Source organism: Pseudomonas sp. CC6-YY-74 (assembly GCF_002025205.1).
Classification (GTDB): domain Bacteria; phylum Pseudomonadota; class Gammaproteobacteria; order Pseudomonadales; family Pseudomonadaceae; genus Aquipseudomonas; species Aquipseudomonas paeninsulae.
In genome coordinates, this window is record NZ_CP019947.1 from 934,935 (window position 1) to 947,318 (window position 12,384).

Annotated in this window: 9 protein-coding genes; 6 read left to right on the plus strand and 3 right to left on the minus strand. The window is 60.5% G+C overall.

Features of this window, described 5'->3' with window-relative positions:
* Positions 1-142 precede the first annotated feature (142 nt).
* The 6 genes from B2D37_RS04405 (at position 143) to B2D37_RS04430 (ending at position 7,208) form a co-directional block, all read left to right on the plus strand.
* Entirely contained in the window at positions 143-1,768 is a 1,626-nt protein-coding gene (locus B2D37_RS04405) for a BCCT family transporter (RefSeq protein ID WP_079201572.1), read from the plus strand.
* 113 nt (positions 1,769-1,881) lie between these two features.
* The gene (locus B2D37_RS04410) at positions 1,882-3,039 is read left to right on the plus strand and encodes an iron-containing alcohol dehydrogenase (protein WP_079201573.1); all 1,158 of its coding nucleotides are present in this window, start codon (positions 1,882-1,884) and stop codon (positions 3,037-3,039) included.
* 79 nt (positions 3,040-3,118) lie between these two features.
* Positions 3,119-4,615: a CoA-acylating methylmalonate-semialdehyde dehydrogenase gene (locus B2D37_RS04415; protein ID WP_079201574.1), complete on the plus strand. Its 1,497-nt coding sequence runs from the start codon at positions 3,119-3,121 to the stop codon at positions 4,613-4,615.
* Between the two features lie 132 nt (positions 4,616-4,747).
* Positions 4,748-5,530 (plus strand): IclR family transcriptional regulator, encoded by a 783-nt coding sequence (locus B2D37_RS04420; protein WP_079201575.1) that lies wholly within the window; start codon positions 4,748-4,750, stop codon positions 5,528-5,530.
* Positions 5,531-5,543: 13 nt separating this feature from the next.
* On the plus strand, positions 5,544-6,467 hold the full coding sequence (gene gcvA / locus B2D37_RS04425; RefSeq protein ID WP_079201576.1) for a transcriptional regulator GcvA: 924 nt from the start codon (positions 5,544-5,546) through the stop codon (positions 6,465-6,467).
* Between the two features lie 138 nt (positions 6,468-6,605).
* Positions 6,606-7,208: a tRNA-uridine aminocarboxypropyltransferase gene (locus B2D37_RS04430; RefSeq protein WP_079201577.1), complete on the plus strand. Its 603-nt coding sequence runs from the start codon at positions 6,606-6,608 to the stop codon at positions 7,206-7,208.
* 30 nt (positions 7,209-7,238) lie between these two features.
* On the opposite strand, the gene B2D37_RS04435 is transcribed toward B2D37_RS04430, so the two are convergent.
* From B2D37_RS04435 to B2D37_RS04445, 3 genes are read right to left on the minus strand one after another with little or no spacing between them, the layout of a single operon-like run.
* A complete protein-coding gene (locus B2D37_RS04435) occupies positions 7,239-8,597 on the minus strand; it encodes an HlyD family type I secretion periplasmic adaptor subunit (protein ID WP_079201578.1) in 1,359 nt (452 codons plus the stop codon).
* Positions 8,598-8,607: 10 nt separating this feature from the next.
* The gene (locus tag B2D37_RS04440) at positions 8,608-10,758 is read right to left on the minus strand and encodes a type I secretion system permease/ATPase (RefSeq protein WP_177345262.1); all 2,151 of its coding nucleotides are present in this window, start codon (positions 10,756-10,758) and stop codon (positions 8,608-8,610) included.
* A gap of 31 nt (positions 10,759-10,789) precedes the next feature.
* Positions 10,790-12,151 carry a TolC family outer membrane protein gene (locus tag B2D37_RS04445; protein ID WP_079201580.1) on the minus strand — a complete coding sequence of 454 codons (1,362 nt, stop codon included), beginning with the start codon at positions 12,149-12,151 and terminating at the stop codon, positions 10,790-10,792.
* Positions 12,152-12,384: the final 233 nt, after the last annotated feature.

A 12,384-nucleotide genomic window follows, 5' to 3' on the forward strand; every position in this document is an offset into this window, starting at 1 on the left:
TGCGCAGGTACGGCCCCTTCATGAGAACGCTGCGTTTTCGCTCATGGTCAACTAGATCTTTGCCCGGCAAAGATTAACCAACAGTTGAAAGGTGCAAGATGAATAACAATTACAAAAAATATATCGAACAGAGGGTCGCGTCATGAGTAGCGCGAAACAGTTGACGCCCAAAGGTGGGCTGCTAGCTGAAGTGAATCCGGTTATGTCGATCGGTTCGGCACTGCTGGTTATCGCGTTTGTGCTGTTTACGGTTATCGATCCGGTTTATGCCGATTCCATTTACAGTGCGGCCAAAGGCTTTATTGCCTCGAAGCTGGCCTGGTATTACGTCGGCATAATGAGTTTTTTTCTGTTTTTCGCTGTTTGGCTGATCTTCAGCCGTTATGGCAGCATCCGCCTGGGCAAGGACAGCGACAGGCCGGAGTTCAGTAACTTCTCCTGGTTTTCCATGTTGTTCGGCGCGGGTATTGGCATCGGTATTTTGTTCTGGAGTATCGCCGAGCCGATCTACCACTTTCAGAGCAATCCCTTTATCGGTGAAGGGCAGGCGATGACCGCAGAGGCGGCACAAGTCGCCATGCGCATTGCGATCTTCCATTGGGGCCTGCACGGCTGGGCGTTGTTTGCGGCTTTCGGCTTGATGCTGGCTTATTTTTCCTACCGCAAGGGCTTGCCGCTGTCGATCCGCTCCTGCCTGTACCCGCTGCTGGGTGAGCGGATCTATAGTCCGCTGGGGCATGCCGCGGACCTGCTCGCGGTGTTCGGCACGGTATTCGGCATCGCCACATCGCTTGGTCTGGGCGCGCAGCAGATGAACGCGGGGCTGCAATACCTGTTGGGTATTGAAGTGTCGATCAGCAATCAGGTGATCCTGATTGCGGTGATCTCGGTGATTGCCACCGCCTCGGTACTGAGCGGCGTGAACAAGGGGATTCGCATCCTCAGCGAGCTGAACATGCAGCTGACCATGGTGATTCTGGCGCTGTTCGTTATTTGTGGCCCGACGGCCTACCTGATCGGTGCCTTCGTCACCAACTCCGGTGACTACCTGGCCAATGTCGTGCAGTTAGGCATGTGGGTCGATCCCGATCCGAAGAGTGAGTGGCAGGGCTGGTGGACGGTCTTCTACTGGGGCTGGTGGATCGCCTGGGCGCCGTTCTGCGGCATGTTCATCGCGCGTATCTCCAAGGGTCGCACCATTCGTGAGTTCGTCCTGGGCGTGCTGATCGCGCCGACCGTACTGGCAACCTTCTGGATCACCATCTTCGGTAACAGCGCCATGTTTATCGAGCTGTTTGGTGGCGGTGGCGTGACGGCGGCGGTCAATGAGGACATCACCATGGCCTTGTTCAAGACCATTGAATTGATGGGCCTGGGCCAGGTGCTGACCCTGCTGATGGCAGGAATCTGCACGATTCTGTTGGTGACCTATTTCGTCACCTCGGCCGACTCGGCCACCCTGGTAATTTGCACCTTGATCACCATGGGCCATGAGCATCCACCGGCTCGTCTCCGGGTGTTCTGGGGTGTGGCCATCGGCGCCGTAGCCGCCGGATTGCTGTTTGCCGGTGGGCTCAAGGCCCTGCAAACGGCCTCCATCGTCGCTGCGCTGCCGTTCTCGTTGGTTGTAATTCTGTCTACTTTCGGCTTCATCAAAGCGCTGCGTCAGGAACCGCTAACGGCCAAGGCTGTTGGCAATGCCAAGCCGGTGCAGGCACCTGAGGCAATGACTGCCATCGATTCTGCGGCGGCCCCAAGCAGTCTCTGATCTGAATCGCACCGCGAACCCAGGTTCGTGGTGCCCACTTACCCCGGCAAGGCTGCAGGATGATGCACGGCGTGCACACCGACGGTTCTTGTCTCAGCAATAGCGGAGTCGCCATGTCTACCCAAGTGATCCTCCCCCGCATCATGCAGATCGGCGAGGGCGCCAGCCAGGATATCCCCAACGTGCTGGCCAGCCTCGGCTGTACACGACCGCTGATCATCACCGACAAGATGATGGTGCAGCTGGGCTACGCCAGCCGGATACAAGCCATCCTGGCGGCCCAGCAGATGAGCGCCGATGTGTTCGCTGACACCGTGCCCGAGCCGACTGTTGCTTCCATCCAGGCTGGTGTCGAGAAAGCCCGCAACGGCGATTACGACTGCATCATCGCCCTCGGCGGTGGCAGCCCGATCGACAGCGCCAAGGCCATTGCGATCCTGGCCAAGCATGGCGGCGAGATGCGCGACTACAAGTTTCCGCGCATCGTCATCGAGTCCGGCTTGCCAATCATCGCGGTGCCGACGACTGCGGGCACCGGCTCGGAGGTCACTCGGGTGACCATCATTGCCGATGAAAAAACCGACGAGAAGATGCTCTGTGTCGGCATCGGCTTTATGCCGGTAGCGGCGCTGATCGACTTCAGCCTGACCCTCAGTCTGCCGGCACGCATCACCGCCGACACCGGCATCGATGCGCTGACCCACGCGATGGAGGCCTACGTCAGCAAGAAGGCCAGCCTCTACAGCGACAGCCAAGCCCTCTCGGCCATGCGCCTGATCGCGCCCAACCTGCGCCGCGCCTATCACGATGGCGCGGACAAGGCCGCACGTGAGGCGATGATGCTCGGCTCGACCCTGGCCGGCGTGGCGTTTTCCAATGCCTCGGTGGCCCTGGTGCATGGCATGAGCCGCCCCATAGGCGCGCATTTCCATGTGCCCCATGGCCTGTCCAACGCCATGCTGCTACCGAGTGTCACCGCGTTCTCGATCCCGGCGGCCGCCGAGCGCTATGCCGACTGCGCGCGTGCCATGGGTGTGGCCAGCGAGCAGGACAGCATTGAGGTGGCCAACGACAAGCTACTCACCGAGCTGCGTGCGCTCAACGATGAGTTGCAGGTGCCCACGCCCGAGCAGTTCGGTATCGATCGCCAGCAGTACTTCGACCAGTTGCAGGTCATGGCGCAGCAGGCCCTGGCCTCCGGCTCACCGAACAACAACCCGCGCGTGCCGAGTGCCGAAGAGATCATCGAGATCTACCAGCAGCTCTGGTAAGCCCAGTCTTTTAATCACTGCCTTAAATCACTGCAGGCCCTGAGCCCGCGACCTGAATACTTTCCGAGGAATATCCGCGATGAACACAGTAGGACACCTGATCAACGGCCAGATCATCAGTGCAGGCGAGCGCTTTCAGGACGTGTACAACCCGTCCACCGGTGAAGTCAGCAAGCGCGTAGCGCTGGCCTCCAAGGCCACCGTCGAGCAGGCTATTGCCGCCGCCGAGGCCGCATTCCCGGCGTGGCGCAACACCCCGCCGATCAAGCGTGCGCGGGTGATGTTTCGCTTCAAGGAGCTGCTCGAGCAGAACGCCGATCGCATCGCGCAGATGATTGGCGAGGAGCACGGCAAGATTTCCCACGATGCCCTGGGCGAACTGCAGCGCGGCATCGAGAACGTCGAATACGCCTGCGGCGCACCCGAGCTGCTCAAAGGTGAGCACAGCAAGAATGTCGGCCCGAATATCGATTCGTGGAGCGAGTTCCAGCCGCTGGGCGTGGTGGCGGGTATCACCCCGTTCAACTTCCCGGCGATGGTGCCACTGTGGATGTTCCCGATGGCCATCGCCTGCGGCAACTGCTTCATCCTCAAGCCGTCCGAGCGTGATCCAAGCTCGACCCTGTTCATCGCCCAACTGTTGCAGGAAGCGGGTTTGCCCGATGGTGTGATGACGGTCATCAATGGCGACAAGGAAGCGGTCGACACCCTGCTCAGAGACGCGCGCGTTCAGGCGGTCAGCTTTGTCGGCTCGACGCCGATTGCCGAGTACATCTACAAGACCGCCAGTGCCAACGGCAAGCGCTGTCAGGCGTTGGGCGGGGCGAAGAACCACGCCATCGTGATGCCCGATGCCGATATGGATAACGCGGTGAACCAGCTGCTCGGTGCAGCCTTCGGCTCCTCCGGCGAGCGTTGCATGGCGCTGTCGGTCGCAGTCGCCGTGGGCGATGCGGCCGCCGATGCGCTGGTCGAGAAGATGCAGAAGGCCATGCAGGCGCTGAAGGTCGGCGCCTACTCGGAGAAGAGCAATGACTTCGGTCCGGTGATCACCAAGGCGCATCAGCAGAAGGTCGTTGGCTACATCGACAGCGCCGAAGAGCAGGGCGCCACTATCGTGGTCGACGGCCGCAACCCGCAGGTGGCCGGCTATGAGAACGGCTTCTTCGTCGGCGGCACGCTGATCGATAACGTCAGCCCGGAGATGCTCAGCTACAAGGAGGAAATCTTCGGCCCGGTGCTGCAGGTCGTACGGGTGGGCAGCATGCAGGAAGCCATGGACCTGATCGATGCCCACGAATATGGCAACGGCACCTGCATCTTCACCCGCGACGGCGAGGCCGCGCGCTACTTCTCCGACAACATCAAGGTCGGCATGGTCGGCATCAACGTGCCGCTGCCGGTGCCGGTGGCCTACCACAGCTTCGGCGGCTGGAAGCGCTCGCTGTTCGGTGACCTGCACGCCTATGGCCCGGATGCCGTGCGCTTCTACACCAAGCGCAAGACCGTCACCCAGCGCTGGCCTTCAGCGGGTGTGCGGGAAGGTGCTGAGTTCTCCATGCCGACCATGAAGTGATTGGTTGATACGCCGTAGCAGTCTGTTTCTGTTACAGCTCCTAGGCGACGCCCCTGAACAGGGCCGTCGCCTTTTTTGCTATCCACCTGTGGCTGCGCGCGTCGCGTGCCAGGCCTGTGTGGGGAGAATGCTATGAGTGCGTCTGCCAGAGAAAAAGGCTCCTCGATTACCCGCGTGCTTGAAATCATCGAGGCGGTCTCCAGGGCCGAACGGCCCATGTCTCCCGCCGACCTGGCCTATCAGCTGGATATCCCCAAGCCGAGCATTCACCGTCTGCTGGCGCAGCTTGAGGGGGACGGCTATCTGCAAACCAATATGCGCGGCCTGGTCGTGCCGGGTGCCCGCCTGCACGATATCGCGCTGGGGGTGCTCTACAGCGGGCGCTTCAAGGCGCCACGCCAGGCCATCCTGCAGCGCCTGACCGCGGCAATTGGCGAGACCTGTGGCATCGCCATCCCCAACGGCACCGAGATGATTTATTACGACCGGGTGCAGACGGACCGGCCGCTGCAGGTGCATCTGCCCATCGGCAGCCATACCCCGACTTGGTGTACGGCCAGTGGCAAGCTGTACCTCAGCTCGCTATCGAAGGAGCGGCGCCAGCGGATCATCCACAACCTGCCGCTGCGTCAGTACGCCCGCAATACCCTGACCGACCCGCATGCCCTTGAGGCTGATCTGCTGAACATCAGGGCCAGCCAAGTGGGCACTGACAATGAAGAGTTTGTCGATGGTCTGGCGGCGTTTGCGGTGCCGGTCAATGATCGTGATGGCCGGCTGTTCGCCTGTCTATTCGCCCATGCGCCGCTGATCCGCAAGAGCCTGGACGAGCTGCTGACATATACTCCGCTCTTACGCCAAGCTGCAGTGGAACTGGGCCAGCTAATCAATGACCCGGACGTCGGCATAGATTGAAAATGAGCAGGATATGAAGAAAAGGCTCCCCCCGTTAAATTGGCTGCGCTCATTTGAAGCGTCCGCCCGCCACCTGAATTTCACTCAGGCCGCAGCCGAATTGAGTCTGACCCAGGCGGCCATCAGCCAGCAGGTCAAGGGGCTGGAATGCCAGTTGGGGGTTAATCTGTTCAAGCGCTTGCCCCGGGGGTTGGAACTGACCGAGGCGGGCCAGGCCTACATGCCGGTGATCCATGAATCCATAGAGCGGCTGATTGCCGCGACCGATGAGCTGTTCGGCATGGGCCGTGTTCGGCGACTGATCATCAGGGTCAACCTGGTGTTCTTCACCACTTGGTTGGCGCCCCGGTTGGCCCGCTTCAGGGCGCGCCATCCCGAGGTCAGCCTGCAGTTCACCAGCAATATCTGGCTGGATGAGCGGGGCAAGGAGGCGGATATGGAAATCCGTTACGGCAAGGGCAACTGGCCGGGCCTCAAGGCCATCCGGCTGACCCGTGACGAGCTGTTTCCGGTCTGCAGCCCCACGTTGCTCGATGGGGTAAACCCACCCGATTCGCCCGAGGCGCTCTCCGCACATACATTGCTGCATGTCATCGGCTACGAAGAAGGCTGGGGCTACTGGCTCAAGCAAACGGGCTTCCAGCACCTGGATGCCTCGCAGGGGATGCAGTTCGACACGTTGATCACTGCCTTGGAAATGGCGGCCCTGGGCCATGGCCTGGCGCTGGGGCGCACCTCCCTGGTGGCGGAAATGCTGGCCAGCGGGCGTTTGCTGGCGCCTTTCGAGCAACGGATCAGCGCCTCCGAGTCGTTCTATCTGACCTGCCCGACTCATCAGTACATGCACCCCAATGCCGAGGCATTCTGGTCCTGGTTGATCGAGGAAGCCGAGGCTGAGGAAGGCCGCCTTGAGGCAGTACCCGGCGCCCATTCTTAGGCGCGGGGCTGCGCGCTTAGATAACGCGGTGGCCTTCTCGCTGGGTGTGCGGCGACAGGCTTCAGCCTGATCGCGGCTTGAGCCAGCAGTCCGCCCGGCGCGGGGCTTGTGGCACACTGCGCAGCTGAGGAGATGCCCATGCCACGTCCCCATTGCCCACGCTGTAGCCGCCCACTCGATCATTGTCTCTGTGCGCTGATCCCGTTGTTGCCTAGCGCTACCCGCGTGCTGATTCTGCAACACCCCAGCGAACTCAAACATGCACTGAATACCGCGCGCCTGGCCGCCTTGGGCTTGAGCAATGCCGAGCTACGAGTGGGCGAGGTGTTCGAGGACCTAGCAGCGCTGCTGGCGCAGCCGGGGTATCGAGCGTGCCTGCTGTTTCCGGGGGAGGGCGCGCAGCCGCTGCAGCAGTTCGCCACGCAAGCAGTCGATCAACCTGCGCTGCTGGTGGTGCCCGACGGCACTTGGCGTAAAGCGCGCAAACTGCTGCACCTCAATCCCCTACTGGCGGCCTTGCCGCGGGTTGCGTTGCCGGAGGGGCTGCAGTCGCGCTACCGCTTGCGCAAGGCGCCGATGCCAGGGGCTTTGTCGACTATCGAGGCGGTGGTCAGTGCGCTGGATATCCTGGAGGCACCGGCGCAATTCGATGCCTTGCTCAAGCCCTTCGAGGCCTTGATCGAGGGGCAGATCGTGGCCATGGGCGAGGAGACCTTTCGGCGCAACCATCAGCGTGGCTGAGGCGCTGGTGGCTAACCAAGTACGCCCGCATTAGCGCTCGCGCAGCGCTTCGGCGCGGGCCTTGAGTACGGGTTTGAGCAGGTAAGCCAGCACGCTTTTTTCGCCGGTGATGATGTCCACGGTGGCGATCATGCCAGGGATGATCAGCAGCGGGTGTTCGTCGCTGCCCAGGTGGCTTTTATCGGTACGTAGCTGGATCAGGTAGAAGCTGTTGCCTTCCTCATCGATGATGGTATCGGCGCTGATCAGTTCCAGGTTGGCCCTGAGTCCGCCATAGATGGTGTAGTCGTAGGCGCTGAACTTGACCATGGCTTTCTGTCCTGGATGGAGAAAGGCCACATCCTTAGGGCGTACCTTGGCTTCGATCAGCAGGTTATCTTCCAGCGGCACGATCTCCAGCATGTCGCTGCCCGGCTGGACGACGCCGCCGATGGTGTTGATCTTCAGTTGTTTGATGATGCCGTTGACCGGAGACACCACGGTGGTGCGGCTAACCCTGTCCTGAATGGCTGAACTGGTGGCGGTGATTTTTTTCAGTTCGGTGCGGGCATCATTGAGTTCCTTGAAGGCGTCGGAGCGAAAGCCCAGTTCGGACTCCTCGATCTTGCTCTTGATCTCGTTGACCGCTGCTTCCGCCCTGGGGATGGCCAGGGTCGTGGCGTTGAGTGAACCACGCACTTCGACCATGCTGCGGCGCAGGCGGAGTATTTCTACCTGGGAAATTGCCCCGGAGGCGACCAGAGGTTGCGACATGTTCAGCTCTTGCTGAATCAGGCCCAGGCTGGAACGGTATTGCTGTGCCTTGGAACGGAATTCCGCGAGCTCCTGGCTTTTTTGCAGTAGCTGTTCGCCAAGTGTGCGTTGTTCGCTATGCAGGCGTTGTTGCCGCGAGCCGTAGAGTGCCAGTTCGTCCTCGGCCAGTTGCGTTGCCGTGTGGGTGATCTCTTCGGGCATGGCGATGGGACGGCCTTCGGCTTCGGCGGTCAGTCGTTCGATGCGGGCAATTAGCGCCAGACGGTCTGCTTCGGTCTCGCCCTTATTGGAGAGAAAGCGCGTGTCGTCGAGACGCAGCAGCACATCGTCCTTGTTCACCAGTTGGCCTTCGCGCACGAATATTTCACTGACGATTCCCCCTTCAAGGTTCTGGATGACCTGGATTTTGCTCGAAGGAATCGCTTTGCCCTCGCCGGTGGTGACCTCTTCGAGCACGGCAAAGTGGGCCCAGAGCAAAGCGGCGATCAGGCAGGCACAAACCACCCAGATAGTTATTCGCGACATCCAGGGCGAATCCTCGAGAATCGCGCCCTCGACTTCCGGCATGAACTCGGTGTCCTGCTTGCGCCTGCCCAGGCTGGCGAAGTAGGCGAAGATGCCTTGATGCGGTTGCATAAGTACCTCCCTATTCCGCTGCAGGGCCGACGCGGCCTTTGCGCAAGGCTTCGATCACCGCCGCTTTCGGGCCATCGGCAACGATATGGCCGTTGTCCAGCACCACCAGGCGATCGACCAGGCTGAGCATCGAGCTACGGTGGGTGATCAGGAGCATGGTTTTACCCTGGGCCCAGCTGTGCAGGCGGCTGCGCAGGATTTCCTCGCTGGTATTGTCCATTGCACTGGTTGGCTCGTCGAACACCAGGATCTGTGGGTCGAGCAACAGGGCGCGGGCCAGCAGCACGGCTTGGCGCTGGCCCCCAGAGAGTTGCTGGCCACGTTCGCCAACCGGCCGCTCGAAGCCTTGGGGATGTTGCCGGGCCAGTTCACTGACGCCGGTCAGTTCGGCCACTTCGAGCATGCGTGCGTCGCTGACATAGCGTGCGCCGAGGGTCAGGTTGTCGCGCAGACTGCCGGCCAACAACGGCAGGTCGTGAGATACGTAGCCGATCTGGTGGCGCAGGTCGGCTACATCGAGCTGGCGCAGATCCAGGCCGTCGAGCAGGATCTGTCCCTCATCCGGGGTGTAGAAACCCATTAACAGGCGTGCCAGGGTGCTCTTGCCTGAGCCGCTGCGGCCGATGATGCCGACCCGTTCGCCAGCAGTCAGGTGCAGGCTGATCTTGGCCAGTGCCGGGTTGCTTTGTCCGGGGTAGCTGAAGCTGACCTGGCTCACGTCGAGGGCTCCTTTCAGCTGGGGCCGCTCCAGCGGCCGCTGCTTGGTCTGGCGTTCTTGCGGCAGGCCCATCAGAGCATCGGTGCTTTTCATGGTCAGGCGCGCTTGCTGGTAGCGGGTGATCAGCCCGGCAACCTGGCCGAGCGGGGCCAGCACCCGGCTATTGAGCATGTAACAGGCGATCAGCGCGCCGACACTCATGTCGCCAGCGATGATCGCGTAGACCCCGGCGATGATGATGGCCATGCCCGCGCATTGCTGGAGAAACAGGGTGCCGTTGGTGGCCAGGGATGAGAGGAAGCGGGCGTGGGCATCCAGCCGGGTAAGAGCGCCATGGGTGGTTTCCCACTGGTGTTGACGTTCGCTTTCCGCGCCGCAGGCCTTGAGGGTTTCCAGGCCGCCGAGGGTTTCGATCAACAGTGCCTGGCGCTCCGCGCCTAGAGCCAGGCTGCGTTGCACGGTGTCGCGCAGGCGGCCCTGAATGATCAGGGCAAAGATCGCCGTGAGCGGAAAGGCCAGCAGCGGAATGACAATCAGCGAACCGCCGAACAAGCCGATCACCACAATCATCAGCAGGGCGAAAGGCAGGTCGATCAAGCTGGTCAGAGTCACCGCGGTAAGGAATTCGCGCAGGCCCTGGAAATCGTGGATGTTCTGGGCGAAGCCGCCGACAGTGGCCGGCCGCGCCTTCATGGACATGCCGGTAATGCGTTCGAACAGGGTGGCTGAGAGCACCACGTCGGTTTTCTTGCCGGCGCTGTCCAGCAGATTGGCGCGCAGTACCCGCAGTAGCAGTTCGAAGGAGGTGCCGATGAATAGGCCGATGGCCAGCACCCAGAGGGTCGCGGTGGCTTGGTTGGGGACCACGCGGTCATAGGTCTGCATGACGAACAGCGGCACCATCAGACCGAGTACGTTGATCAGCAAACTGGCCAGCATGGCATCGGTATACAGCCAGCGGGACAGCTTGAGCGTGTCGCGGAACCAGGCGTCGATGCGCGGCAGCAGTGGCGTGCGTGCATCTTCCAGCTCATGTCGTGGGCGGGCGAAGAATGCCTGACCACCGTATTCCTCGGCCAGTTGTGCCCGCGCGACCTGTTGCTCACCCCCGTCCGCCTCGCACGGCAGAATCAACGCCTGATCGTTGGCCAGCCACTTGCGCAGAACTGCGCTGCGCCCGTTCTTGAGCAATAGCAGTACCGGTAGGTTCAGTGCGGAAATGGCCTTCAGTTCGCGGCGCAGCAAGCGACCCTGCAAGCCTGCTCGCGCTGCTGCACGGGGCAGCAGGTCAGCGCTCAGGCGTTGCTCGGGCATCGGCAAGCCAGCGCTCAGGCTGCCACGACTGACGGTACAGCCATGGAGTTTGCAGAGGATCAGCAAGCCGTCGAGCAATGGGTCGTCGTGGCTCACGCGTGGATCGCTGGTTGGGTCAGGCCTTTCCATTGTCGTCACGGATACTGCTCCTTGACCGGTACTACTTCATTTGCGGTAAGCGTGCCTCGCTCTTTACATCGGAAAGGGCTACAGCCTCAGCTGGGATAATCACCTGCTGGTGGCGCAGCAGGTCACCCATGGCCGCGAGCACGCGGTACATGGCGAATTCTTCGGTGTAGCGCACTTGGCTATAACGGCGGTTGGCGGTGAAGAGTTCGTTCTCACTGTCCAGCAAGTCGAGCAGGGTGCGCTGGCTCAGGCTGAATTGCTGCTGGTAGGCCTCGCGAACCCGTGTGGTGTAGTCAGCATAATCGCGCGCCTTCGGGGTTTGCAGGCGGGCGTTGTCCATGGCGTTCCAGGCCAGCGAAAGATTTTCGTTGAGCACGCGCAGTGCGTTGTTGCGAATGTCCATCGACTCGTTGATCTGGTGGGCTGAGGATTGCAGGCGTGCTTTATCACGCATGCCGTTGAACAAGTTGTAGTTCATCACCACGGCGGCACGCCAGCTGTTGTAGTGGCCTTCATCGCCTTGGATGTTGTCGTCGGCGTTGGTCGCCAACTCAACGTCGAAGCGTGGGTAGAACGGCGACTTGGCAACTTCATACTGCTTCTCGGCAGCATGCACGTCGGCTTGCGCTGATTTGAGGAAGGGATTGTTTTGCATAACCGCCTGCCTGGCAGCGTTCAAATCCTCGGGCAATGCGCTCCTGATCGAGGTGGGGACGACCAGTTCGTCGGGCATGCGCCCAGTGACGCTGATGAAGTTCGCCTCGGCATCCGCCAGGTTGACCTGCTCGGTATAGAGGTTGTTCTCCGCTAGGGCCAAGCGTGCATTGGATTGGTCGAAATCGGCAGTACTGCCGACGCCTTGACGGCTACGCAGATCGATTTGATCAGTGATGCGTTGGTGGGCAAGCAGGTTATTTTTCGCCAGATCGATCAGTTCACGGCGTTCCAGAATATCCAGATAAACCTCGACGGTGCGCAACGCCAGGCTCTCCGTCGTACCCAGTATCCGGTAGGCCCGCGAGTTCACTACCGCTTCGGTTCGTGCGACTTCATTGGGGGTATTGAAACCATCGAACAGCATCTGCCGCAGACGCAGTTCGGCGTTGCGCGAGTTGAGCGTTTCAGTGTTGTGAACATTGGGCGGGTTGAGGCGGGTACTCGGGCTGTCGGTATTTTCCCGACCGTAACCGACCAGCAGGTCGACTGTCGGCAGGTAACCACCTCTGGCCATCTTCACTTCTTCATCAGACGAAAGGCGGCTGTTGACCCCCGCATGAATTTCCGGGTGGTTGTCCAGAGTGCTTTGGATCGCTTCAGACAACGACATCGCCTGGCTTTGAGAGCACGCCAGAGCCAGCAGCATGCTGCTCCACAGCGGATTAATAATTCGCATGTGAGGAATCTCCTTTTCGATCGTTATGTTCTTGTCGTCAAATATTTGACTTTTTTCTTATAAAACCGTTTCAGGCTTCTAACATCACAGCTAAGAACATCCTTAATAAAAGCCTAATAAAAAAATCTCACAAGCTATATGAGGAAAAAATCTTATGCAGTCTGGCGAATGCCAGACATTGTTAATTAGCAAAGGTCACGCAATTAGCGGGTTTAACTTAGGTGCGTGAGCAG